The following is a 23,761-nucleotide window of genomic DNA, read 5'->3' as shown; positions in this document are numbered from 1 at the left end:
TTGTTTAGTGCATATTAGATGCATCCACTTTATTTTTGCCTTGTTTGATCAGTAAAACAAAAGGCACACACACCAGAAACAATATCCCCAGATATAGAAATACATCCATATAGGATAAGATGGTCGCTTGTTTCATAACACTTCCTTCGATAGCTTGATATGCTTTTGAAAGAGAATTGTTGATACTAAATCCTTTACTCATGAAGTTAGCCTGCATGCCGGCAATACGCTGTTGTACCTCAAAGTGTGAAGGATCAATATGCGAGATGAGATCTACGCGATGGTGCTGGGTGTCGCGTGAGATGAAAGTTGTAATCAAGGCGATACCAAATGATCCACCGAGCTGCCGACTCATTCCGGTAAATGCAGCGCCCTCACCAATGGCTTTGCCGGAAAGTGTGGATAGCGATAAAGTCATAACGGGAACAAATAGCAGACCGAGACCTACTCCCCGAATGATTAATGGCCAAAACATGTGTTCGGATCCAGTATCGTTAGTAATCAATCCATACATAAAGAAGGAAAAGCCGAAAAATATACAGAGCCCTACCGCGACCATATACTTTTGCGGCACTCCAGCTTGAATCATCTTACCAATAAATGGCATCATGATTCCGGTCATAATGGAACTGGGGATAAGGAGTAAACCGGCATCGGTGGCTGTCCATCCCAAAATGGATTGCGTGTATAGCGGTATGATAAATGTGGAACCGAATAATCCAAATCCTAATATAAAGCTCATCAATGTGCCGACCTGTAGATTTTTATCCTTGAGAACCTTCAGGTTGACAATAGGTTTGTCATAGATAAGTTCTCTCCAGATGAAGAAAAAGAAACCCAGGAACGATACGACGGATAAAATTAGGATCGTGTTATCCTCAAACCAGTCGTCTTGCTGTCCATGCTCGAGTACAAATTGTAGGCTGCCTATAAATAGAATTAAGAACAGCATTCCCCACCAATCTACTTCTTTTGCAGACTGTTTACTGCCATATCGTGGGCTTTTTACTAGGGAGACTGTCATAATCGTCGCCAGAATACCCAAGGGTACATTGATGTAAAATATATAAGGCCAAGAGTAGTTATCTACAATATATCCCCCTAAAGGAGGCCCTAACGTGGGGCCTACAATAACACCCATGCCATAAATGGCTTGTGCCATACTTCTTTTCTCAGGCGGGTATGTTTCGGTCAGGATCGTCTGTGCTGTCACTAATAGTGCTCCGCCACCCATACCTTGGAAAAAACGAAATGCGACCAGTTCCCATATATTGGTTGCGTTGCCACATAAAAATGAGGATACGGTAAAGAGAATAATAGAGGCAGCGAAATAATTCCTTCTACCGAATTGCTGGGAAAGCCAGCTTGTCATAGGGATTACGATAACATTTGCAATTGCATAAGCGGTAATAACCCACGCCACGTCCGTCAAAGTTGCTCCTAAAGTACCTTTCATCTCATTCAATGCCACATTGACGATGGTGGTGTCGACGATTTCCAACAGGGCACATAAAATACAGGTAAATGTAATCAGTGCTCTGGTGAAACCGTATTCAATCAGGCTGTCTTTCTCTGTGAGTTGTTCCATAGTTAATTTATATGTACATCGACGTCGGCATTCATTCCCGGCCGAAGCATAGCGATCATTTGTGGATCGTTGTGACTTGAAAGTGTGATTTTGACAGGTAATCGCTGTACGGTTTTTACAAAGTTCCCGGTAGCATTATCCGGTGGAAGTAAGGAGAATCTTGAACCCGTAGCAGGAGAAAAGGATTCGACAACCCCTTCGACAATATTATCGGGATAAGCATCGATCTTGATTTCTACTTTTTGACCGATGCGGATCTTATTTAACTGTGTTTCCTTAAAATTAGCAACGACCCAGGTTTCGTCGTTGTTGATAACGTAAAATAAAGATTGTCCCGGATTTACCATTTGGCCCTCCTGCAGCTTTACGTTCGAAAGTTGCCCATCTACAGCTGCTGTTATCACGGTATATCCCAAGTTGAGTTCTGCCGCTTTAAGTGTTGCTTTTGCCCGTGCAATATTAGCTTCCGCTACTGAAGTTTGTTTACTGGCAACAGTTGTTTTGCTGATGATGGCTTGCTTTTGCGAGTTGCTGGCATTACGTTGTTGCTTGAGTATATCGACCTGTTTTTCGGCTTCCAGCTTATGGGTCAAGGCCTGCTCATATTGCTGTTTGGTAATCGAATGATTTTTGTATAGGTTTTCGTAGCGTTCAAAATCATTTTTTGCCTGTTGTAATTTAATTTCTGCGGCTTCGATCGTGCCGTTATTTGAAAGTATGGTGGCTTCCGATATGGCAATGTTGGCATTGGCGGCATTAACGTCCGCCTTCGATACTTCGAATGAACTTTCAGCAGCGGATAGGGCAGCTTTTGCTTCTTCGACCCGTACAAGATAATCTGCTGCTTGAATGGTGAAAAGTGTATCGCCTTTTTTGACTATTTGATTGTCTTTGATATAAATCTTATCGACATATCCGCCCACACGAGGAATAATAGGACTGAGATTTTTTTCAACCTGAGCGTCATCTGTGGTTTCATGTGCTTGCGCATGTTGGTATTTGTAAATACCGAACCCACCGCCCAATAGGAGGATAGCGATGAAGATGATTAAAAACTTTTTGTTAACGGGTTTTTTATTTTGTGTTGTGGTTTCCATAATGCATGTTGTTATTTAAGGTTGAGTTGACCTGTAGCTAATAATAAATCGTATTGTTTTTCGACAATGCTTGCATCACCGATGGCGAGGTTGATCTCGCTTTGCAGTTGTTGTACATCTGCTTCCAGTAGGTCATCGGTATCTGCTACACCATTGTCATACTTATCTTTAACGATCCTGTAATTTTCTTTGGCCTGTATTAAGGCTTCCTGATAGAGTTTTTGCTTTTCCTGAGCGAGCTGGACTTCTTCCCGTGATTTATGAATTTGCGTTTTGATGTCGTCCTCTACCTGCCTTAAGCTCAGATTAAGTTCTTCGATATGTTGTTGAGCAACATGTACTTTCTTTTTGTTTTTATAAAGCGCCCCGATATCGTAGGAAAGACCGACACCTACATTGGCGGCATTGGTTACGGTTACCACATGTTGTAGCTGTAGAGCCGCGTATCCGGCTGTAGCAAAGACGGTGGGGAAGTAAGCAGATTTAGCAACTTTGATCTGATCATCTGCCACTTGTTTTTGTGCTTGTAGTGACTGGACTTCGTAACGATCTTCCAGGTTGATACGTCCTATATTTTGGTTTTGTAATTCAGAAAGATGAATGTGGTCAAACGTTGTATTTTCATCGAGGCCCAATATAATGCTTAGTTGATAGCTTAATATGTTAACATTTTTCAGCGCTTCCTGATAGGAGACCTTATAATTCGACAATTGCCATTCAGCTTTCAAAAGATCATTTCTGGCAATGATGCCATTGGCTTCCATCGCTTTGAAATCGTTGACCTGTTGTGCTGATTTTTTAATATTTTCCGCAATAAGATCCATTGTTTTCTGCGCTTTATATAGCGCGATGTAGTTATGCATAGCTTGGATCGCAAACTGCTGTTTTGTAGCCGTGCTTTGTAATGCTGTGGCTTTCCAAGTATGTTCTGCTGCCTGTATGTTGTTTTTAATTTTCCCACCGGTATATAATGGCATGTTGATGGAAAGTTGACCGAGCAAGAGTTGATTTGTAGCGAGATCCATGCTGTCTCCTTCACCTATCGGAAGTTGTATGTTTACGTTTGGCGAATTCATCAGCATGTAGGTGCCAGTCAGTTTTGCATCGGGAAGCTGGCTTCCTTTTGAGGCTTCATACTCCAATTGACTCGTCTTAACCTTTGAATCGAGTGCTTGAGCTTGTGCCGAATGATAAAAAGCCAACTGCATGACGTCATCTAAGCTCAGTTGTTTTTTCTCTTGAGCGTGGGTACTCATGCCGAACAAGAGTAGGAGTGTCGTCATACTCCAGTTATTGATTTTCATTTTTTAATATAGATTTTAATGTGAATTTTAAATGCGTGGTAAGGGTTTCGTGGAGGTATTCTTCAAAATCGCATCCTGGAGGTAGCGTTAGTAGCTCTTCAAAAATGATACGGTTCCTTTTGAAGTTCATCAACGTTCCGATCATAGTCGTATGAATCAAAATCGGGTCGTAGTAGCGGAAAACACCTTTTTCACATCCGTATTCGATGACCTCTTTAATAAGCTGTATATTATGTTTACGTAGTTCCGTATAAATCTGGGAGTTTATGATACGCTTTTGAATCGTATTTTCGTTGGCTAATATTTCATATACATACCTGTTTGCCAAATTTGAACTGATATAATGCTCAATGATACGCTCCAAACGCAGCAACGGATCTTCTTCGTGGATATAGGTGTCGGGGATGAGCTTATACGCTTCGGCGCCTTGCTTGACAATGGTTTCTAATAAATTTTCTTTGGATTCGAAATAGTAATTGATCATGGCTACATTGATATTTGCCGCCAGTGCAATGTCTCGGACAGACGTTCCTTCAAATCCATTCTTGGCAAATAGCTTTTCGGCTATTTTGAGAATTTCGAGTTGTTTCTGATTTAAATCCATTTTGAAAAAAAACGTGTGCAAATTTAAACAAGTGTTTAAATTAAACAGCTGTTTAATTTCATTTGTCTTTAAAATCTTACAAAAAACAGATTATTGACCAATAAAAAAAGGCAAACTCGCCGAGTTTGCCTTTTAATGTATGTTTGAGTAGCGTTTATTTCGCTAGTTCTTCCGCAATTGCTTTTCCGATTTCCGCAGGAGATTCAACTACGCGGATACCACATTCGCGCATGATTTTCATTTTTGCAGCAGCTGTATCATCTGCACCGCCTACAATAGCACCCGCATGTCCCATCCGACGGCCTGGAGGCGCAGTTTGTCCTGCAATAAATCCGACGACAGGTTTTGTGCCATTTTCTTTGATCCAATGTGCAGCTTCAGCTTCCATTCCACCTCCGATTTCACCGATCATAATGATACCTTCAGTTTCTGGGTCATTCATCAACAGTTCGACCGCTTCCTTAGTCGTAGTACCGATAATAGGGTCACCACCTATCCCAATGGCGGTTGTAATACCCAATCCTGCTTTTACGGTTTGATCTACTGCTTCGTAAGTCAGGGTTCCGGATTTAGAAACTACGCCAACCTTACCTTTTTTAAAGATGAAGCCCGGCATAATACCAATCTTTGCTTCTTCTGCGGTGATGATACCCGGACAGTTAGGACCGATCAAACGAGAGTTTTTGTCGCTCAAGTAAGATTTTACCTGAATCATATCTTTAGTAGGAATACCTTCTGTAATACAAACAATCAAGGCTATACCTGCAGCTGCAGCTTCCATAATGGCATCCGCAGCAAATGCCGGTGGTACAAAAATGATGGAAACATTTGCTCCTGTTTTATCTACAGCTTCTTGTACAGTATTAAATACAGGACGGTCTAAATGAGTTTGACCACCTTTTCCTGGAGTTACTCCGCCTACAACTTGAGTTCCATACTCGATCATTTGAGAAGCGTGGTAAGTACCTTCTGTTCCAGTAAATCCTTGAACGATAACTTTTGAATCTTTATTTACTAATACACTCATTTGTTCTGTTTTTATGCTGTGCAAAGCTACCATTTTGCAATGACTTCTGGAAATTAAGCACAGTAAAACAGGTCTTTTTTTGCTAAAACTTCAATTTCTGGACAAAGGTCCATAACACCATACCAATCGTAATGGCTACGTTGAAAGAATGTTTCGTGCCAAACTGTGGGATTTCTATACATCCGTCTACCATTTTCAGGAGTTCTTCATCCACACCATGGACTTCATTTCCAAAGATAAGTGCATATTTTTCATTCGTGGTTATATTAAAATCTTGCAGGAATATACTGCCTGTAGTTTGTTCGATAGCATATATCTTATAACCTTGTTTCTTCAACTCGCTGATCGCCTCGACATTGTCTTTATAATAGCTCCATTCGACAGACTGGGTAGCACCGAGTGCTGTTTTTTCGATTTCCCGATGTGGGGGAGTACCGGTAATGCCACAGAGCATGATTTTTTCGATCGCAAAGCCATCTGCTGTCCGAAAGGCCGATCCGACGTTGTGCATACTGCGTACATTGTCGAGTACCAATATTACCGGTGTTTTGTCTTGGTTTTTAAAAGATTCGAGATCAGGTCTATTGAGCTGATCCATGGATAATTTTTGCATTAGATTTTGAATATTGATTTTATCTCGTTATTTTTGCATTCCAAATTTAGTAAAAAACGAATAATAAAATATAGCTAATAGAAATGGCAAATCATAAATCAGCGCTTAAAAGAATTAGAGCTAACGCTGCAAAGCGTTTAAGAAACCGTTACCAGGCAAAAACTACACGTAATGCTATTAAGAAGTTACGTAACACCACTAATGCTGAAGAAGCTAAAGCTTTATTGCCTCGTGTTGTTTCTATGCTCGATCGCTTGGCTAAGAAAAATGTAATCCACAAGAACAAAGCTTCTAATAATAAATCAAAGCTTACAAAGCTGGTCAATAAACTAGCTTAAGTTACTTGTTCTCTGAAAATACGTAGGGATGTATATCATATACATCCCTTTTCTTGTTTACTTGTCCTTGATTTTGCGTTAATCTTTACTATTGCTCTTTAATAGTTGTGTTACAATAGCATTTAATTTCGTGGTATCCGCCTTATATTTTTCCAGGTCATATAATTCTACCTTTCTGAAGTCCAACGGGTGGCTTTCGCTTTGCAGATAAATATAGCCCGAAGAGATGAGTTGACCATCTTTTTTGACATTGGTGTCATAGCTGCTGACATTTCCACCTCCATATTGGGGTTGGTTATATTCGAGCACAACCTCTCCGTCCAGTATATGCTTGATAACCGAATCGCCTAAAACCAGGAAATCTGCCGTAACCCATTGATCACCGTGATATGTTTTTGAAGTGGAGCTTTTGCAATGCGGTGTGAATAGTTTTCCGTCGATGGCGACATTCGTGCCCGGCGTACAGAGATTAGATGTCGTACGCTCAGCCGAACCATCACCGCCTAAAAACTGACCTTCGATGGATATCGGAAAATCCTGGTCTTTTAACATGGTCTGTGGGTCCTGACCATGTAACATTGCTCCGCTGTTGCGCCAGGCCCAGCCTTCACCTCCATTGGCCTGATCCCCTACAAATCGGTATTCAACCCGAAGAAGGTAGTAGCCGAAGGGTTTATGGTAAGCCAAATGTCCGTATGTCTTGTCAAAGCTATCATATTGGTCATAACGTACTTTCAATAAGCCATCTTCTACACGGAAAGTATTGCCGAAGTTGTCGTTGACCTCATGAAAGCGTATTTTGGGAATCCATCCTTCCATATTTTTTCCGTTGAAAAGTTGGATAGCTTGCGGAAGAGCGTTCGTTTCCTGGCGTGTCGACTGGCAGTTTGCCAGAAAAATGGTAGAGGTAAATAAATAAAGCGCTGATAGTATTTGTTTCATATATATGATTATAAAAGTGTATTTTGTTTTTTTACATAATCGCTTGGTCGTATGCCTATGATTTTTTGAAAGGTGTTACTAAAGGTAGGAAGACTGCTATAACCAACGCGTAATGCGACATCATGTACGTTAAGCTGCTCATCCAATAAGAGCTTTAAAGCTGTAAGCATGCGTAATATCGTGTAATATTGAATGAAGGACATATTAAATTCCTTTTGAAACAGCCTGGCTACAGTTCGCTGGCTTAACTCAAACTTTTTGGATAATATGTTCAGGTTGACACTCTCTGCCACATGTTGTTCTAAAAATCTGGTTATTGCGCTTAGCTTGGGATGCTCGGTATAAGGAAGAGCGAGGGGTAGTTCAGACTGAGACAACTCGGGGAGAATCTGTTTGAATGCTTTTGCAATGGTATAATTGGGCTCTTCTGACGGAAAAATATTCCCATTCCACCGATTGGTAAACATAATCAATTCGATCAATAGGTTGTTGACGGGATAAATATTTACCTTATCGAAAAAGTCCGTATCCGTTTCGAAGCGTGGAAAATACAGGTTGCGCATGATAACATGAGGCGAGCTGGGATGAATACTGTGTCGTACACCTGATGGTATCCAGATATAATGGCGTGCGGGCAAGAAATACGATTTGGACGATGTCTTCAGGTATACGACACCTCCTTCTGTATATAGAAACTGGCCTTTGACATGCGCGTGCTCCACAATATAGCCATCGCCCATAAGGGCATGATGACAGTATATACTATCCGGATATGCATCCACCTCGGTCATGTAATACTTGTCTACATACTCTTTTTCCATGGATAGTAAGCATCGTGTTAGCCAGCCGTAAATTTGCCTAAATATTCTGGAAATACCAAACGTCGGTGCGCGGCGGTTCCCATTGTAGATAAAAAGTGTAGATTTTTAATATGAGGTAGGGCAATAATTTTTGTGATATTACGCAATAGAGAATTGAAATTAAATAAGAACTTTGTATATATTGTATGAACTCAATGAAACAATATGTCACTACAGCGGATTAAAGTCGAAAGTTTACGGGATAAGGTTATGACGGCGGAACAAGCTGCCCAGCTTTTTAAGAATGGTATGGTTGTCGCGTCGAGCGGTTTTACCAAAGCCGGTGATAGTAAGATGGTGCTGCCGGCGCTTGCTGAAAGAGCGAAAACTGATCCTTTGAAAATCACCTTGATGACGGGAGCATCTCTTGGGCACGATACGGATGGCAAGCTCGCTGATGCGGGTGTATTGACTAAACGCATGCCTTTTCAGGTGGACCGTACGTTGCGTCATAAGATTAATGACGGAGAAATCTTGTTTATCGACCAACATTTAAGTGAGAGTGCCGAACTGTTGCACAACCAAAGTTTGCCGCCTATTGACATTGCTGTCATTGAAGTCGCCTACATTGATCGAGACGGCAGTATTGTTCCGACGACATCGGTGGGTAACTCGGTGACTTTTGCCGCATTGGCCAAGCAGGTGATCCTCGAGATAAACACGTCGGTTCCCGAAGATATATACGGTATACATGATATTTACCAAGCTGAAAATTATCCTTACCGGAATGTTATACCTATCGTAGCGCCCTGGAACAGGATAGGTCGCAAGACTATCGCGTTAGATCCGCAGAAGGTCGTGGGCATTGTATTTTCGGATATACAGGATAGTGCAGCCGATATTGCCGAGCCGGATGCGAAGACATCGGCGATAGCGAAATATATCCTTGATTTTTTTGAAAATGAGGTACGGTTGGGGCACCTAACGGATCGGTTGTTGCCTTTACAGGCTGGTATTGGTAAGGTGGCGAATGCGGTCTTAAGTGGATTTAAGGATAGTAACTTCTATGATTTGACGATGTTCTCGGAGGTGTTGCAAGACAGTACATTCGATCTTATGGATGCGGGTAAGTTGAGCTTCGCTTCGGCTTCGTCTATAACTGTCTCGAAAGGTTGCTACGATCGTGTTTTAGGAGATCTGCAACGTTACAGGAGTAAATTTGTGCTTCGCCCACAAAATATTTCGAATACGCCGGGACTGATCCGCAGACTGGGTATCATTGCCATCAACACGGCTATAGAGTTTGATATTTATGGCAATGTCAATTCGACGCATATTTCGGGAACAAAAATCATGAATGGAATAGGTGGATCGGGAGATTTTGCCCGTAATGCCTACCTGAGCATCTTCGTGACACAGGCTGCTTCCAAAGGAAATGCTATCTCTCACGTATTGCCTATGGTATCGCATGTGGACCATACGGAACATGATGTTGATATCTTGGTAACTGATATAGGTTTAGCAGATTTAAGAGGGCTGGCTCCCCGCGAACGTGCCCAGCAAATCATTAATAATTGTGTACATCCTGACTATAGGGAAGAACTCCAGTCGTATTTTGACCGGGCTTGCCAACGTGGGGGACATACACCACATTTGCTGGAAGAATGTTTTAGCTGGCATCAGCGGTTTGCCGAAACCGGCAGCATGAAACGTCAATAACCCGTTGTTGTTACCGAACGGTATGGGTATATTTCCGTTTACGCCAAAGCTGCTGGGCGGTTCCGATAAGGACCAACAATAGAAGGGGGCAGCCGACGTTGACAATCTGCCAGGTTATCTTTTCGTCTTTTACTTTTGCCTGATCCAGCAGCCGCAGTTTGACTTCTCTGTTGCGCAGAGCAATAAGACTTTCATCATACAGCAGATAGTCTATCGTGTTTTCCAGAAAGAGCTTGTTGGCATATTGCTGTTCGGTGTATCGATCCCATCCTAAAGGGAATGGCGATTGATCTTTGGCACTCACTTGGTTGATCAGCCAGTCTCCATCGGCGATAACGAGCATTTTGGCTGTTTGTGAAATATCAGATACATCTACTGGGTGTGCAATACCATCTGGTGCCGGCCTGTCTTTAAAGATATATGGAAATTTTCCTTGTAGCAACATAGCTACCGGTGCAGGCTTTGTACGAAACGTCGCAGGGTCAGGTTGCTCTTCAACCATTTGTAAGGATATCGTACTGGGCGTATGGAGGATCCGTGTAAAAGGCGAAGACTGTAAAAGAACTTCTTTTGTAATTCCCGTTGTAGCGATCGTATCGATCGTGCCGATAAATTCTGTTCGTATACCGTCAAGATTTTTGACGATTGGATGTTGACTTGTCGGCATCAGGATGGGGAAAAAGTACCAAGGTGCCAGCTCGATCTGTGCCTGCCCAGCGATATTCCCAACGGAGAGTGGGATTTGGCTACAGTTGAGATCGGCTATCATATCGTAGTTGAGGCGTACGCCATACAGAAACAGCTGATCGTCCAGATTGAGCTCCCGGCCGATGAGAGGCTGTGCTCCTCCGGACTGGCGGAGATTGTCCAGGCTGGCGTCAATCTGATCTATTGCCCAGATGATATTTCCCCCGTGCCGCACATAATAATCCAACTTATATTTGTCACTTTCCGAAAACCTTTTGGTCGGTTGGGCAATCACGATAACCTTGATCTGCTTCAGATCTTCCAAGGCGATAGAGTCCAGATGTAGTCGTCCGACTTGATTGGAAACAGCCAGGGTATGCATGGCATCATAGAGTTCGAGATCTGTAGGTTCACCATGTCCTTCGGTAAAACCGATATAGGGAACAGTCTCTTTGTTTATTTTCATGATTGCCGACACGAAAGCATACTCCAGATTTTGGATGGAGTTGTTCAGCACCTGCTCCGGTGTCAAACCTGTTCTGTTCTGTAAGAGGGTGACATTGACTTCGTGTGTGTCATTATGGACAACAGCCGCCGGGAAAATCAGTTTTTGTGAAAAGCCCGAACTGGTCTTAACGCTGAGATTCGTAGGATATAGCCCGCGATTGATCAACGCCTGTGTAAATTCCGATTGTTGACTTTGATCGCCTTCCAAGGGATCGATGACATTGACTTTGATTTTTCCACCGGAATAAGACTTTAAGTCATGCGCCATATCCAATGCCGCTTTTCGAAGTCTTTGAAACCCGGAGGGAAGATCGTCACCGTCTAAAAAAATATTGATATAGAGCTCCTTGTCTATCTTTTTAACGATATCCTTTGTGGTATTGCTGAGCGTAAACCGTTTATCAGCTGTAAAGTCTATTCGTCCAAAAACGGAGTAGACAAAAGATTGATTAACGAGCAATAAGAGTATTAGACTGCCTGCATAACGAAGCAATGTTTGCTTCCGTGGTCTTTGCTGTCTGCCGAGATGACCGATGGAGAGGAGCAAAAATAGACCGGTGAAACTGAGGAAATACAGGAAATCCCGGGCTGTCAGCACGCCTCGGCTCACGGCCTCATAATGCTCCTGTATGCCCCAGTTCTTCACATATTCCTGTATGTTGTAGAAAATAGGCATTTCTGCCGTGGCACCGAATGCATAAAAAGTAATAAAGCAAGCAAAAACAGCTAATAAAAAGGCGACGATCACATTTTTTGTCAGGCTGGAGCAAAACAGCGATAGACTCGTAAAAGCACTGCATAGCAAGAGTAAGCCTACGTAGGAGCCGATGATAGCGCCCAGATCGATATTCCCTTGCGGAAAGGCTAAAAAATAAAGGGTAACCGCATATACGACCGTAGGTAGGACAGCCAGACAAGCGATTGTAAGGCCACCCAGATATTTGCCTATTACAATTTGAGCCAACGTTAACGGGCGGCTCAGTAACAGGTCATACGTACCATCCGCTTTCTCTCCCGCGATACTGCGCATAGTGACTGCTGGGACAAGAAAGATGAGGAGGTAGGGGGCAATGCCAAAAAAGCCTTCCATCGATGCGTAGCCGGCATCTAAAATGGAAGTGTCCGGGAATATCCACAATATTAATCCCGTCAGAAGTAAAAATAAGCCAATGGCCAGATATCCAATTAATGCGTTAAAATAGCTGGCGACTTCTTTGCTATAAATACTGTACAATTTTGTGCGTTTTTATGTAAACCTATCATGTTTGTCTTTCCGCGTGCGTCAAATAGACAAATATTTCTTCCATACTTTTTCCAGGGTATCGGGATTGTTTTTCCGATAACAGAAAATGGTCCTTTATTTTTCCCTTATCGAGAACAACAATCTCTTCACAGATCGCTTCCACCTCTTGCATGATATGCGTAGAAAGTAACACGGTTTTATCCTTGCTCAAGGCTTTGATCAGCGACCGTATTTCCAGAATCTGATTTGGGTCCAGCCCCGATGTGGGTTCGTCCAGTATAAGTACTTGCGGATCATGTATAATAGCCAAGGCAAGACCTACCCGTTGTCTATATCCTTTCGATAGCTGATGTATTTTTTTATGTTGTTCTGCCGCTAATCCTGTGAGCCGGATAACCTCGTTGATCCTATTGTTCGGATTTTTTAGCCGATGAACCTTGGCTTCAAAAGAAAGGATTTCGCGGACATACATGTCGAGGTATAACGGGTTGTTTTCGGGCAGGTAGCCGATATTCCTTTTGGCTTCCAAGGCATCCGACTGAATGTCGATATTGTTGATCCGGCATTTGCCCGATTGAAAAGGCAAGATACCCGTTAGAATCTTCATCGTTGTTGATTTGCCGGCTCCATTAGGTCCCAGAAAACCAATGATATGGTTCGATTGTGTGGTGAAGCTGATGTCATCCAGCGCTTGCTGTGTGCCGTACGTTTTACTCAGGTTTTGAATAGCAATCGACATGGTGTTACTGTTTTTCAATCCGATCGATGATGTCATCCAACGTCGTGTGTATCTGTTCAAATTGGATATCGGCCTGTTCATAAAAAGGCGCTCTTTCCTGTAGTTTTGTCGTGATAAAATCCAACAGCTCATCCCCCGAAAAGCCTTGTAGTACCGGGCGCTTCTTCAGATCAGATGCGCTCAACCTGGCCCAAAGTGATTGCGGGGTGTGATAGAGATACAGGGAAAGTCCGTTTTCTTTCATCCACTGCATATTATCATAGTAGCATGGCGTACCTCCCCCCGTAGAGATAACGGCTTCCTTGCCCTGCTGACGTTTGAGGAAGTCGCTTTCCAGTTGACGGAATTTTTCTTCTCCAAAGGCGGTGAAATATTCGGGTATGCTCATGCCGATGTGGGCGACAATTTCCTGGTCCAGGTCCACAAAGGGAATTCCTAATTTGTTGGCAATCTTTTTTCCCCAGGTCGTCTTGCCGCTCCCCATAAATCCAATCAAAAAGATAGGTGTTGTCATGCTATTTCTTTAGATAGTTGGCAATGAGTTTATCCTTATCAGGGAATGTTACTTTTGACCATTTTTTGATCACCGTTCCGTTTCGCATCAAGAGTACTCCGGGGTTGGATCTTACCATGCTTTTCAGTGGCACGGCATCGGCATAAAAAATTTCCAATACCAACTCCAATTGGCTATTCAGGTAATTCGCATCGTCTGAAGAACTCGAGGTTAGCAGTATGACGCGTATGTTTTCTTCGTTGCTGATCTCCCGTAATGTATTGTTTATTCTGTCCAGAGCGAGATAATCGATAGGATCAAGCTTGGTGACATCCGTACTCACTACAATGAAGTTGTAATAAGGGTTTGAGACGATTTCCGGGGTCACATCTATACCTTCCGCGTCGGATATGATCAGGTCGGGTATAGGAAGTTGATATCCTTTCTTGATCAGTCGAGTCTCCGGTTCGCCGACAATCTCCCAACGTTCGTCTTCCCATATTTTTTGATCCATATACACTTTATCGTTGACCGTTTTTGTTTCGCCTGTCACCTTGTTTTTGAGATGATACGTGTGTTCGTACTCATCTAAGGGCGCCCCCTCCGGTATCTTCATCAAATCAGGAAGATGATTGCCTTCTTTATAAGGAAGAAAGTCAATAACCGGAAGGTAATAAGTTGTATATAATCCGAAGGCAACCGATGAAACAATAATCAGGAAAGTCAGCAGGTTACTTAACATCGGGTTTTTAGTAATCGGTCGTATCTTAGCGCGTTTACTAAATATAACGACGATAAATGCCAGCAAAATCAGGTCTTTGATGAAAGACTGCCAAGGTGTTAGGGGGATGGCATCTCCAAAACAGCCGCAGGACGTCACCACCTCAAAAAAGGCAGAATAGAAGGTAAGGAAGGTGAAAAACAGGATCAGCAGGAGTAAGCCCCAGGCCACCTTGCGCCCTGCAATTCCCACCAATAACAAGGCACCTAAGATCACTTCGAGAGCGCAGATAATAATAGCTATCCAGGTACTGTAGTCGTTGAGGAAGTTCATGTGGAACACATGAAAATATTCCTGTAGTTTATAACCAAAGCCCATCGGGTCGTTGGCTTTAATCAATCCCGAAAAAATAAAAAGCAAGCCGACGAGTACTCTGCTAACCCCTAACAGAATGTCGGGCTTGGATGTTTTCTCGGCGTGTGCCGCGTAATATGAGGTGTTTGCTGCCATAAGAAATATTATTGTTTGGCCAATCCCATCTTGATCAGTGCAAAGACGGCATAATTGAGCATATCTTGGTAGTTGGCCTTCAAACCTTCTGATACTAATGTCTGACCATCGTTGTCTTCGATCTGTTTGACCCGATGGAGCTTCATCAGAATCAGGTCTGTCATCGAGGATGTACGCATATCCCGCCATGCCTCGCCGTAATCGTGGTTTTTGGCAAACATCAGATCGCGTGTTTCATTCACTTTTTCCGTATACTGCTGTTCCACAAATGCGATATCCAGATTCTCTTCTCCCTCTTCTCCCAGTTCGAGCTGCATTAATGCGATCACGCAATAATTGACAATGCCGATATACTCATCGATAATACCTTCCCCGACTTTGGAGACTTTTTTAATTTCCAGTGTCCGAATACGTTGTGCTTTTATATATAGCTGATCGGTAATGGAGGATAGGCGCATAATACGCCAAGCTGTGCCATAGTCTTTTGTTTTCTTGAGGAATAAGTCTTTACAGTGTTGGATAACCGTATTGTATGCTGTCGTGGTGTCCATAGAATGAGGTTGCGACTTTGTCAATAGTTTAAGTACAAACTTATACAAAATGTGCTGTATTCACCAACCGAATGTTAAATGAACTCACAGTGTTCGGTTTGCAGAAAACCACCAAGTGTTCATGAATGCCAAAAAAAGTAAATACGAATGAATAAAAAATGGGACCGTATCGCGGTTTATTTATTTGAAATGCGGGTATTTTGAGTATTTTTGATAGAAATAACTTGTCTGATGAAGATAGAAAAACCCGAAATCAGGGAGGTAAACATTATCCGTTATATTCAGCCCTTTCGCGAGGGAGGTTCGCTTCCTGCTTTGGTGGATGCCGACGATGGCTTTAGTTATGTCATCAAGTTTCGCGGTGCCGGACAGGGAAAGAAAGCTTTAGTAGCCGAGCTGATCGGCGGAGAGCTTGCCCGGCTTTTGGGACTTCGCATGCCCGAAATGGTGTTTGCTGAACTGGATGAGTCTTTTGCACGAACCGAACCGGATGAAGAAATCCAGGACTTATTACGTTTTTCCGTGGGCAAGAACTTAGGTGTTCACTTTTTGAACGGAGCGATAACTTTTGATGCTCATGTGGATACGGTGGACGAACTGGAAGCATCGAAAATTGTCTGGCTGGATTCGTTATTGATGAATGTCGATCGTACCGCACGTAATACCAACTTACTCATTTGGCATAACGAATTGTGGCTCATTGATCATGGTGCGGCCTTGTATTTTCACCATACCTGGGACAACTGGCAGGAGCAGGTGGGAAAGCCCTTTGTGCAGATAAAGGATCATGTCTTGCTGGAAAAAGCTTCCCGCGTGCGTGAAGTTGACCAAACGTACCGATCCTATTTTTCAGAAGAAAATATCCGACAGATACTGGCAGCTGTCCCCGACGAATGGTTGATCGAGGCGGGTAGGGATCTTTCGGCAGATGAAGTGCGTGCGGTGTATGTAGAATTCCTGAGTAGACGTATACAGCAATCGGATGTATTTATTAAGCAGATAGAACATGAGCGAAAGAACCGTATATGAATATGCTGTAATACGTGTGGTGCCTCGTGTTGAACGGGAAGAGTTTGTCAATGTAGGTGTGGCCCTGTATTGTAAAAAGCAACGTTTTGCAGCGGTCAGAATACATGTCGATGAAAAGAAATTGCTGGCTATGGATCCATCTGCTGACTTACCCTTGATCAGGAATCATTTGTATGCATTTCAACAGATATGTGTGGGTGATAAGAGTGCCGGTCGGATCGCACAATTGGAGCAAGCAGAGCGATTTCGGTGGCTTACCGCAAAAAGGAGTACGATCATTCAATGTTCGGTCGTGCATCCCGGATTATGTGTGTCTGCGGAAGAGACCCTTCAGGAATTATTTGAAAAAACCGTGCTATAAGGTGATAGGTATATACCGTGAATGCAAAGCATTTTATATAATTTTGTATAAATAGGATTAAAAAACATGGATGAATTTTATAGGCATTTGTTTTTGAAGCAGCTGGAGGTGCAGGATATGCCTTCGAATAAGGATATCGCGAAGTGGGCCCAGAATGTGCTACATCTCTTGTTTCCCGAACAGAATTCAAAAGGATTTCAGAGTGTAGAGGAAATTAAATTAGCCTTTGAGCAGGCTGAAAATGAATTATTTGAGCTGCTGCTCAAAACCAAAGCCTGTTCCCATTGTGATAATAAAGAGATTGCCCGTCGGTTTTTTGAAGATCTGCCTGCCGTATATGAAGTGATGCAGACGGATGCGGAGGCGATTATGAACGGTGACCCTGCGGCACAGAGTATCCGAGAAGTAATACGTACCTATCCGGGCTTTACAGCGATATGTATTTATCGCATGGCTCACGAGCTATGGAAGGCGGGAGTGCCGCTTATTCCACGAATTCTTACGGAATATGTGCATTCGAAAACAGGGATTGACATACATCCGGGAGCACAGATCGGAAAGTATTTGTATATAGACCATGGTACCGGACTGGTAATCGGTGAGACATGCATCATCGGTGATCATGTGAAGCTCTACCAAGGGGTGACTTTGGGTGCACTGAGTGTGGACAAAATATTCGCGGGCAAGCAGCGACATCCTATTATTGAGGATCATGTGATTATCTATGCCGGTGCGACTATCCTGGGCGGTGAAACGCAGGTAGGCCATCATTCGGTGATCGGCGGAAATGTATGGCTGACGGCAAGCGTGCCGCCGTATACCACGGTGTATCACCAACCAAATTCAAAATTTATTGACACAAAACCTGCTTTATAACATGGGAAATATTATAGATGCTATCGGCAATACGCCACTGGTCGAAATTAAAGGTTTTCACAACAACCCAAAGGTGCAGATCTTTGTGAAGCTCGAAGGGAACAATCCTGCGGGGTCGGTTAAAGACCGCCCTGCGTTGAATATGATAAAGTCAGCGATGGAACGTGGGGATATCAAAAAAGGAGATAAGCTTATCGAAGCGACGAGCGGCAATACGGGCATAGCCTTGGCGATGATTGCCGGTATATATGGGTTGGATCTGGAGCTGGTGATGCCAACGACTTCTACGCGCGAGCGCACACTGACAATGAAGGCGTATGGTGCTCGGGTGACCTTGCTGGAGGGTATGGAGACCTGTCGGGATTATGCGGAAGAGAAGGCAGAAAAAGAAGGTATCTTCATTTTGAATCAATTTTCGAATCCGGATAACTATAAAGCACATATTAAAACAACAGGGCCTGAAATATGGCGGGATACGGCGGGCACGATTACGCATTTTGTGAGTGCTATGGGTACTACAGGTACCATCATGGGGTGCTCCATGTTTCTAAAGGAACAAAATTCCGAAGTCCAGATTGTCGGCTGTCAGCCCACGGAAGAGGCTTCTATTCCGGGGATCCGTCGCTGGCCTGTGGCTTATCTGCCAAAAATATTTGATGCTTCGCGGGTAGATCGTGTCATTGACGTCAGTCAGGAAGATGCGGTACAGCGGTCGAGGGCCTTGGCGCGTGAAGCGGGCGTGTTTTCGGGTATGAGCACAGGTGGAGCATTTCACGCTGCCCTGCAGATCGTGGATGAAATCGATGAGGGCGTGATTGTCTTTATCTCTTGCGATCGAGGGGATCGTTATCTGAGCTCGGATTTGTTTGGGTAAAAATTCCGTTAGATTTTTTTAAACCGCATAATAGCAATATCGCCCATTATGAAATGGAGCTGGTCGCCTTGCACACTAAATGCGTTGACCTTTTTTAAGTTTTCAAAGAAAACCGCTTCGCCGTTGCCGGGGCAGAACATGCGGGTAGATCCAATCTCGCCGAAGCGGATTGTGCTCCCTTCGGTGTTAAATGTGCTGAAATAATTGTTGCAGCTGCTGTTCCCGGAGATTTTCTTCTCGGTAAGATTGAATGTAATCGTTGGTTTTTTGTTGGCATACAGCTCTTCGAAGTTTTCACCCGGATCGCCTAGATAATCCAACTGCCAGGTGCCTTCTAAATTTGCATTTTGTTGAGGCATCGTTTTAAATTTTGCTAACGTTTCCTTGCCTTTTTTCAAGGATAGGATGTCGCCCGCTAGGGTATAGTTATCCGCTTGGGCAAAGAGCTGACCGAAACCCCGTTCGATCGTCATATCCTGACAGGCCATCATGGTAGACATACCCTGCGAAAAAGTTATCTGTTGGTTTGCTTTGAGTTCAAAGTTTCCGCCTAAGCCATTACAGCCTCCCGAGGCCGAATAGCGTTTTGTGGTTTTGTCGAACACGAGGAAAGGCTCTTTACCGTTGACTTTATCCGCCACGGGACTTCCGTTCAGCTCAATGAGCTTCCATTTTCCTTGATAAATATCTGTACTGTTTTCCACCTGTGCGGTGCTTTCTTGTTTACGCAACCCACAACTGTTTACGATACAGAAAAGAACTGCTGCGATTAGTATGATGTTAAATTTCATTACACGTTATTTTGCTGATGATAAACGTCTCTTTTGATTCTTTCGCTACAACGTCTATACATTTATTATAGAACAAGGAAGCGTAGCTAAAGTTTAAAACCTATATCTAATTTTTAAGATGAAGGTCAAAATACCGCGCGACCTTTTCATACAAATGGATTCGGTCTTTACCACTTACATTATGTTCATGCGTAGGATAAAGGAAGTAATCAACCTGTTTTCCATGCTTGATACACTGTTCTATAAAGTCCATGCTGTGCTGCTGTACAACTACAGGATCCTGTGCCCCATGAATAATAAGCAGGTTGCCCTTCAGCTGATCCGCTTTGTTCAACAACGATGTTTTTTTGTATCCTTCCGGGTTTTCTTGCGGTGTATCCATATAACGTTCGCCGTACATCACTTCATAATACTTCCAATCCATAACGGGTCCTCCTGCGACCGCGGCGTGAAAGATGTCGTTGTGTTTAGTCATCAGTGAGGTGGTCATAAAACCGCCGAAGCTCCAGCCGAAGATGCCCATTTTATCCCGGTCTATATAGGGAAGAGACTGTAAATAACGAATACCGACCAGTTGATCGGCCATTTCAGCTTCTCCCAGCTGACGGTGCGTAACACGCGTAAAGTCCCGTCCGCGTGCGTCTGAGCCTCGGTTGTCAAGCGTGAACACCACATAACCCTTTTGGGCCATATACAAATCAAAATAGCCTACGCCACCTAACCATCTGTCGGTGACCAATTGTGCGTGTGATCCGCCATACAGATAGATCATTACAGGATACTTTTTGCTGCTATCGAAATGGGGAGGATAAGTGATACGTGCATTTAAAGGTGTTTTCCCATCCGCAGAAGTAAATTCTCTGATCTCGATATGCGGCAATGTTATTGTTCCAATGAAAGGATTATCGGCCTCTAATAGGACAGTAGCTTTCTTGCCATTTCCCGAAAGGACGCTTATTTTGTTGGGCGTGCTTAGGTTGCTGTATTGATCGCATATAAAACGGCCGCTCGGGCTTATGGAAGCTTCATGCACACCGCCTTCAGTGGTGAGCTGTTTTGTTTTTCCGGATCTTAAATCGACCTCAAATAAATGGCGTTCTAAGCCCTTGTTTATAGCGCCTATATAATACGCTTTCCGGCCTTTGCTATCGAAGCCCTGGAATGCTGTAACGACGATATCCTCGTATCCAAGATGTCTAAGCAGCTTGCCCGATGTGTCGTAAAGATAGAGTTGGTTATACCCGTCTTTATCGGTTTGGTATAGAAACTGATCCGCATCTTGTGGGAGGAAGATCAAGGGTTGCTGTGGTTCTACCCAGGTAGCCGAGCGTTCTTCGAATAAGGTTTTGACAAATGCGCCTGTCTGTGCGTTGTATTGGTTCAGTTGGAGGTGATCCTGTCCTCGGTTGAGTACGCCTACGTAAATATATTCGCCGGAAGGATCCCAAGTCACCGTCGTCAGGTATTGCTCTTTGGGTTCTCCGGTCTGTAGGGTTACGTATTGCTTGGTTTCGGTATTGTACACCACCAGTGTCACCTCTTCACTTTTCATTCCCGCCATCGGATATCGGATGTCTTTGATGGTGGCAATACGTGTGTCCCATTGCGGAAGCGGGTATTTGGTGACCATCGTCTCATCCTTACGGTAGTATAAAAGTTTCCGATTGTCCGGAGACCACCACATGCCTTTGTTTATACCAAACTCCTGACGGTGGACATACTCCGAGCCATTGACAATACCATCGACCGTATCTGCTGTCACTTGCGTTGTCTGTCCATACCGGTTGACAATCTCAATGTTGTTTCCAACAAGATAGGCTACGTTACTATTGTCCCAACTGTATTCGGGGCTTAATGCGGTGCTTGGGATCGTAGCGACGATTGTGGCTTTTTTTGTACGGATGTCGTAATCCAGTGTATAGGTTGACTTGTCGCCAGCGACGGAAAACGAAAATACCCGATCGGATTTCCATGTATACGAAGGTGGAAATATTTTCAGTGTGATTTTTTCTGCGGGAAGCGTTTCGTTGATAGCCTCTTGTAGATCTGTAACTGCGATCAGTTCTCGGGGTGCCCAATTGTCTTTGTGTTCTCTTACGATAAGCTTTTGGTAATCTTCGTTCAAATGGCTGATCGCATCGTCAGTGGCCAGCCATTGGAGTGCGTAAAATGTCTTGGGTGCAAATTTGCCCGGACCATATACGGTTTCATCAATCGTAAAGTTACGTTGCGCATAAGCGCAAGATGAGCCGAGTAAAAAAAGTAATACTAGTTTCTTGATCGGTGTAAACATGAAACGAAGTTAGGTATTTATGTGAAAAATGAAAATTTGTGTTTATTTTAGAGAATGATAACCCAAAAAGTAGCTTTATCGGAGGTTCGTTTTTTCTCGCCCATCGGGTTCTATGAAGAGGAACAAATTGTCGGAAATGAATTTTTTGTGTCACTGGAAGTGTATTTTCCTTTTAAAAATGAAAACGCAGAAGATTTGAATAATACCGTGAATTATGAGGAATTGTATCAATTGCTCGTGGAAGTGATGAGTCCTAAGCGTAAATTGTTGGAATCTGCAGCAGAAGATATCTTGGATGCGGTGTTAAAGAAGTATAACTTTCTAACGAAGGCAGTTGTAAATATACGTAAGATTAATCCCGCGTTTGGTGGAGATTTGGCAAACTCAGAGGTAGCTCTGAGTTGGGGAATGCCATAATGTCTTAAAATATTCTTCCAATAAGACAAAAAGTCATGTTTTTGGTTTTGGAATACAACTTGATTAATCATGCATGTATAACATTAAAAACAATAGGAGGATATAACAATGGCATTAATTAAATTTCCAACACGAGCAATCAACACAGATGGTGTAAACCCTTTTGTCAATTCTGTATTTGACAATCTATTTAACGATTCATTCATTACCGACCGATTGGTAACGCGGGTTCCCGCGGTCAATATCACGGAAACTCCCGAGGCCTACAACATTGAATTAGCAGCTCCAGGTTTGCAAAAACCGGACTTTAAGATCAATGTGGATAAAAACATTATTACTATTTCTGTGGATAAGACAGAAGAAACAGAAGTCAAGGAAAAATTGTACAGTAAGAAAGAGTATAGCTTTACGTCATTCTCCCGGTCATTTACCTTGCCTGATACCGTAGATTATAACAATATCGAAGCTTCTTATACCGATGGTGTACTGGATGTAAAAGTCGGTAAAAAGGAAGAGGCTATTATCGCGAAGCGATTGATAGACGTTAAATAATTTTGTGAGGTTGATTAAGTTTGGTTGTTAAGGGTTCCGGTTGCAAGACCGGGGCCTTTTTTGTTGCATATAAAACTAACTTTATCTAAGTTTATCGGAAAATAGAAGTTGCTTATGATAAAATGGGGGATGATCGGTGCCGGCGATGTGACCGAAGTGAAGAGCGGTCCTGCTTTTAAAAAGGTGCCAAATTCGGATCTGATAGCAGTAATGCGTCGCGACGAAGAAAAGGTGAAAGATTATGCTGCTCGGCATGGTATAGCACAGTGGTATACGGATGTGGATAAAATGTTGGCCAACCCGGAGATTAATGCCGTATATATTGCGACACCTCCTTATGTGCATCTTCATTATGTACAGAAGTCGCTGCAGGCCGGTAAAATGGTTTATGTGGAGAAACCCTTGGCTTTAAATGCGGAGGAAGCCCGGCAGATGAAAGACATGTTGGCACGGTATGGTGGCAAATTGGTGGTGGCCCATTACCGTAGGGCCAATCCCTATTTTTTGAAGATAAAAGACATTGTTCAGACGGGGCTTATCGGAAAGCCTACGCTGGTACAGCTCAAGATCTATAAAAAGGCACAGTCTGCCGAAGTCCTGTCCATATCCAAAAATAAATGGCGTGTAGATCCTGCAATTTCAGGCGGTGGTCTATTCCATGATCTGGCACCTCATCAATTGGATCTGATGTTGGCCATCTTTGGTAAACCGGTGCATTATTGTGGCCTGTCGGACGCCTATGGGTTGGAAGCTCCGGCAACCCGTGTTTCGGGGCAGGTTTTATTTGCAGACGATGTTTTATTCAACGGCGTATGGGATTTTGGACAACAACAGCAAAAAGATACGTGTGAGATATTGGGGACAGACGGTGTTTTACGGTTTTCCTTCTTCGAGGGCACGCCCATTGTTTTGGAGCGGGAAGGTTCTACGGAAGAATTTCCCTTTGAGCCGCTCCCGCATGTGCAGCAGCCCATGATTGCGCACACTGTTCAGTATTTCTTAGATCAGCGAGATAATCCCTGTTCGATCGAAGATGGTGTCGTTTGTATGGAGATCATGGATGCATTTACAAAAAAATAATTGTG

General features: G+C 43.3%; 24 protein-coding genes. 9 read left to right on the top strand and 15 right to left on the bottom strand.

Features of this window, described 5'->3' with window-relative positions:
• Positions 1–4: 4 nt before the first annotated feature.
• The 6 genes from G5B30_RS10330 to G5B30_RS10305 all read right to left on the bottom strand — a co-directional run bounded on the left by G5B30_RS10330 (position 5) and on the right by G5B30_RS10305 (position 6,233).
• Positions 5–1,588 (bottom strand): DHA2 family efflux MFS transporter permease subunit, encoded by a 1,584-nt coding sequence (locus G5B30_RS10330; RefSeq protein ID WP_165319894.1) that lies wholly within the window; start codon positions 1,586–1,588, stop codon positions 5–7.
• Between the two features lie 2 nt (positions 1,589–1,590).
• Entirely contained in the window at positions 1,591–2,685 is a 1,095-nt protein-coding gene (locus G5B30_RS10325; RefSeq protein ID WP_165319893.1) for an HlyD family secretion protein, read from the bottom strand.
• Between the two features lie 11 nt (positions 2,686–2,696).
• Positions 2,697–3,989: a TolC family protein gene (locus G5B30_RS10320; protein WP_165319892.1), complete on the bottom strand. Its 1,293-nt coding sequence runs from the start codon at positions 3,987–3,989 to the stop codon at positions 2,697–2,699.
• Positions 3,976–4,593 (bottom strand): TetR/AcrR family transcriptional regulator, encoded by a 618-nt coding sequence (locus G5B30_RS10315; RefSeq protein ID WP_165319891.1) that lies wholly within the window; start codon positions 4,591–4,593, stop codon positions 3,976–3,978. The genes G5B30_RS10320 and G5B30_RS10315 overlap by 14 nt, the downstream gene beginning before the upstream one ends.
• A 154-nt stretch (positions 4,594–4,747) precedes the next feature.
• Complete coding sequence (sucD, locus tag G5B30_RS10310) at positions 4,748–5,620, bottom strand: succinate--CoA ligase subunit alpha (RefSeq protein WP_165319890.1); 873 nt, start codon at positions 5,618–5,620, stop codon at positions 4,748–4,750.
• 82 nt (positions 5,621–5,702) lie between these two features.
• Positions 5,703–6,233, bottom strand: coding sequence for an RNA methyltransferase (locus G5B30_RS10305; protein ID WP_165319889.1), 531 nt, complete (start codon positions 6,231–6,233; stop codon positions 5,703–5,705).
• 83 nt (positions 6,234–6,316) lie between these two features.
• Here G5B30_RS10305 and rpsT point away from each other — a divergent pair, with 83 nt between their 5' ends.
• Positions 6,317–6,571 (top strand): 30S ribosomal protein S20, encoded by a 255-nt coding sequence (gene rpsT / locus G5B30_RS10300; RefSeq protein ID WP_165319888.1) that lies wholly within the window; start codon positions 6,317–6,319, stop codon positions 6,569–6,571.
• Positions 6,572–6,649: 78 nt separating this feature from the next.
• Here rpsT and G5B30_RS10295 read toward each other — a convergent pair whose 3' ends face one another.
• Positions 6,650–7,513 carry a DUF1080 domain-containing protein gene (locus G5B30_RS10295; RefSeq protein ID WP_165319887.1) on the bottom strand — a complete coding sequence of 288 codons (864 nt, stop codon included), beginning with the start codon at positions 7,511–7,513 and terminating at the stop codon, positions 6,650–6,652.
• Between the two features lie 8 nt (positions 7,514–7,521).
• Positions 7,522–8,334 carry a helix-turn-helix transcriptional regulator gene (locus G5B30_RS10290; protein WP_165319886.1) on the bottom strand — a complete coding sequence of 271 codons (813 nt, stop codon included), beginning with the start codon at positions 8,332–8,334 and terminating at the stop codon, positions 7,522–7,524.
• Between the two features lie 204 nt (positions 8,335–8,538).
• Here G5B30_RS10290 and G5B30_RS10285 point away from each other — a divergent pair, with 204 nt between their 5' ends.
• Positions 8,539–10,032, top strand: a complete 1,494-nt coding sequence (locus tag G5B30_RS10285; protein ID WP_165319885.1) for a succinate CoA transferase — start codon at positions 8,539–8,541, stop codon at positions 10,030–10,032.
• 10 nt (positions 10,033–10,042) lie between these two features.
• Here G5B30_RS10285 and gldG read toward each other — a convergent pair whose 3' ends face one another.
• Genes gldG through G5B30_RS10260 form a run of 5 tightly spaced genes read right to left on the bottom strand, consistent with a single transcriptional unit; the run spans position 10,043 to position 15,483 of the window.
• On the bottom strand, positions 10,043–12,460 hold the full coding sequence (gldG, locus tag G5B30_RS10280; RefSeq protein ID WP_165319884.1) for a gliding motility-associated ABC transporter substrate-binding protein GldG: 2,418 nt from the start codon (positions 12,458–12,460) through the stop codon (positions 10,043–10,045).
• 25 nt (positions 12,461–12,485) lie between these two features.
• A complete protein-coding gene (locus G5B30_RS10275; RefSeq protein WP_165319923.1) occupies positions 12,486–13,208 on the bottom strand; it encodes an ATP-binding cassette domain-containing protein in 723 nt (240 codons plus the stop codon).
• Between the two features lie 4 nt (positions 13,209–13,212).
• A complete protein-coding gene (locus G5B30_RS10270; RefSeq protein ID WP_165319883.1) occupies positions 13,213–13,722 on the bottom strand; it encodes a shikimate kinase in 510 nt (169 codons plus the stop codon).
• 1 nt (position 13,723) lies between these two features.
• Positions 13,724–14,932, bottom strand: coding sequence for a BT_3928 family protein (locus G5B30_RS10265; RefSeq protein ID WP_165319882.1), 1,209 nt, complete (start codon positions 14,930–14,932; stop codon positions 13,724–13,726).
• A gap of 8 nt (positions 14,933–14,940) precedes the next feature.
• Entirely contained in the window at positions 14,941–15,483 is a 543-nt protein-coding gene (locus G5B30_RS10260) for a DUF1599 domain-containing protein (protein WP_165319881.1), read from the bottom strand.
• 231 nt (positions 15,484–15,714) lie between these two features.
• Between G5B30_RS10260 and G5B30_RS10255 the strand changes: the two genes are divergently transcribed.
• The 4 genes from G5B30_RS10255 (at position 15,715) to cysM (ending at position 18,623) form a co-directional block, all read left to right on the top strand.
• Positions 15,715–16,512, top strand: a complete 798-nt coding sequence (locus G5B30_RS10255; protein ID WP_165319880.1) for a HipA family kinase — start codon at positions 15,715–15,717, stop codon at positions 16,510–16,512.
• Positions 16,490–16,873 carry a DUF3037 domain-containing protein gene (locus G5B30_RS10250; RefSeq protein WP_165319879.1) on the top strand — a complete coding sequence of 128 codons (384 nt, stop codon included), beginning with the start codon at positions 16,490–16,492 and terminating at the stop codon, positions 16,871–16,873. Before G5B30_RS10255 ends, G5B30_RS10250 begins: the two co-directional genes overlap by 23 nt.
• A 66-nt stretch (positions 16,874–16,939) precedes the next feature.
• Positions 16,940–17,749 (top strand): serine O-acetyltransferase EpsC, encoded by an 810-nt coding sequence (gene epsC, locus G5B30_RS10245; protein WP_165319878.1) that lies wholly within the window; start codon positions 16,940–16,942, stop codon positions 17,747–17,749.
• Between the two features lies 1 nt (position 17,750).
• Complete coding sequence (cysM, locus tag G5B30_RS10240) at positions 17,751–18,623, top strand: cysteine synthase CysM (RefSeq protein ID WP_165319877.1); 873 nt, start codon at positions 17,751–17,753, stop codon at positions 18,621–18,623.
• Positions 18,624–18,631: 8 nt separating this feature from the next.
• Here the strand turns inward: cysM and G5B30_RS10235 are convergent, their stop codons facing one another.
• Positions 18,632–19,414 (bottom strand): META domain-containing protein, encoded by a 783-nt coding sequence (locus tag G5B30_RS10235; RefSeq protein ID WP_165319876.1) that lies wholly within the window; start codon positions 19,412–19,414, stop codon positions 18,632–18,634.
• Positions 19,415–19,520: 106 nt separating this feature from the next.
• Complete coding sequence (locus tag G5B30_RS10230; protein WP_206367075.1) at positions 19,521–21,707, bottom strand: S9 family peptidase; 2,187 nt, start codon at positions 21,705–21,707, stop codon at positions 19,521–19,523.
• Between the two features lie 54 nt (positions 21,708–21,761).
• On the opposite strand from G5B30_RS10230, the gene G5B30_RS10225 reads away from it, so the two are divergent.
• From G5B30_RS10225 to G5B30_RS10215, 3 genes are all read left to right on the top strand, one after another.
• Positions 21,762–22,124, top strand: coding sequence for a dihydroneopterin aldolase (locus tag G5B30_RS10225; protein ID WP_165319875.1), 363 nt, complete (start codon positions 21,762–21,764; stop codon positions 22,122–22,124).
• Positions 22,125–22,232: 108 nt separating this feature from the next.
• Positions 22,233–22,676: an Hsp20/alpha crystallin family protein gene (locus tag G5B30_RS10220; RefSeq protein WP_165319874.1), complete on the top strand. Its 444-nt coding sequence runs from the start codon at positions 22,233–22,235 to the stop codon at positions 22,674–22,676.
• A 114-nt stretch (positions 22,677–22,790) separates the two neighbouring features.
• Positions 22,791–23,756 carry a Gfo/Idh/MocA family protein gene (locus G5B30_RS10215; RefSeq protein ID WP_165319873.1) on the top strand — a complete coding sequence of 322 codons (966 nt, stop codon included), beginning with the start codon at positions 22,791–22,793 and terminating at the stop codon, positions 23,754–23,756.
• Positions 23,757–23,761: the final 5 nt, after the last annotated feature.

The organism is Sphingobacterium sp. SGG-5 (assembly GCF_011043525.1).
Classification (GTDB): Bacteria; Bacteroidota; Bacteroidia; order Sphingobacteriales; family Sphingobacteriaceae; genus Sphingobacterium.
This window is presented reverse-complemented; position numbering and strand designations above follow the sequence as displayed.

Bases quoted from the DNA above. Each gene is read 5' to 3' on its own strand.
- G5B30_RS10215 (WP_165319873.1), top strand. From the start codon at position 22,791: ATGATAAAATGGGGGATGATCGGTGCCGGCGATGTGACCGAAGTGAAG.
- G5B30_RS10255 (WP_165319880.1), top strand. From the start codon at position 15,715: ATGAAGATAGAAAAACCCGAAATCAGGGAGGTAAACATTATCCGTTAT.
- cysM (WP_165319877.1), top strand. From the start codon at position 17,751: ATGGGAAATATTATAGATGCTATCGGCAATACGCCACTGGTCGAAATT.
- G5B30_RS10230 (WP_206367075.1), bottom strand. From the start codon at position 21,707: ATGTTTACACCGATCAAGAAACTAGTATTACTTTTTTTACTCGGCTCA.
- G5B30_RS10305 (WP_165319889.1), bottom strand. From the start codon at position 6,233: ATGCAAAAATTATCCATGGATCAGCTCAATAGACCTGATCTCGAATCT.
- G5B30_RS10325 (WP_165319893.1), bottom strand. From the start codon at position 2,685: ATGGAAACCACAACACAAAATAAAAAACCCGTTAACAAAAAGTTTTTA.
- G5B30_RS10295 (WP_165319887.1), bottom strand. From the start codon at position 7,513: ATGAAACAAATACTATCAGCGCTTTATTTATTTACCTCTACCATTTTT.
- G5B30_RS10235 (WP_165319876.1), bottom strand. From the start codon at position 19,414: ATGAAATTTAACATCATACTAATCGCAGCAGTTCTTTTCTGTATCGTA.
- G5B30_RS10270 (WP_165319883.1), bottom strand. From the start codon at position 13,722: ATGACAACACCTATCTTTTTGATTGGATTTATGGGGAGCGGCAAGACG.
- G5B30_RS10220 (WP_165319874.1), top strand. From the start codon at position 22,233: ATGGCATTAATTAAATTTCCAACACGAGCAATCAACACAGATGGTGTA.
- G5B30_RS10275 (WP_165319923.1), bottom strand. From the start codon at position 13,208: ATGTCGATTGCTATTCAAAACCTGAGTAAAACGTACGGCACACAGCAA.
- G5B30_RS10260 (WP_165319881.1), bottom strand. From the start codon at position 15,483: ATGGACACCACGACAGCATACAATACGGTTATCCAACACTGTAAAGAC.
- G5B30_RS10330 (WP_165319894.1), bottom strand. From the start codon at position 1,588: ATGGAACAACTCACAGAGAAAGACAGCCTGATTGAATACGGTTTCACC.
- G5B30_RS10225 (WP_165319875.1), top strand. From the start codon at position 21,762: ATGATAACCCAAAAAGTAGCTTTATCGGAGGTTCGTTTTTTCTCGCCC.
- sucD (WP_165319890.1), bottom strand. From the start codon at position 5,620: ATGAGTGTATTAGTAAATAAAGATTCAAAAGTTATCGTTCAAGGATTT.
- epsC (WP_165319878.1), top strand. From the start codon at position 16,940: ATGGATGAATTTTATAGGCATTTGTTTTTGAAGCAGCTGGAGGTGCAG.
- G5B30_RS10250 (WP_165319879.1), top strand. From the start codon at position 16,490: ATGAGCGAAAGAACCGTATATGAATATGCTGTAATACGTGTGGTGCCT.
- G5B30_RS10265 (WP_165319882.1), bottom strand. From the start codon at position 14,932: ATGGCAGCAAACACCTCATATTACGCGGCACACGCCGAGAAAACATCC.
- G5B30_RS10285 (WP_165319885.1), top strand. From the start codon at position 8,539: ATGTCACTACAGCGGATTAAAGTCGAAAGTTTACGGGATAAGGTTATG.
- G5B30_RS10315 (WP_165319891.1), bottom strand. From the start codon at position 4,593: ATGGATTTAAATCAGAAACAACTCGAAATTCTCAAAATAGCCGAAAAG.
- G5B30_RS10320 (WP_165319892.1), bottom strand. From the start codon at position 3,989: ATGAAAATCAATAACTGGAGTATGACGACACTCCTACTCTTGTTCGGC.
- G5B30_RS10290 (WP_165319886.1), bottom strand. From the start codon at position 8,334: ATGGAAAAAGAGTATGTAGACAAGTATTACATGACCGAGGTGGATGCA.
- rpsT (WP_165319888.1), top strand. From the start codon at position 6,317: ATGGCAAATCATAAATCAGCGCTTAAAAGAATTAGAGCTAACGCTGCA.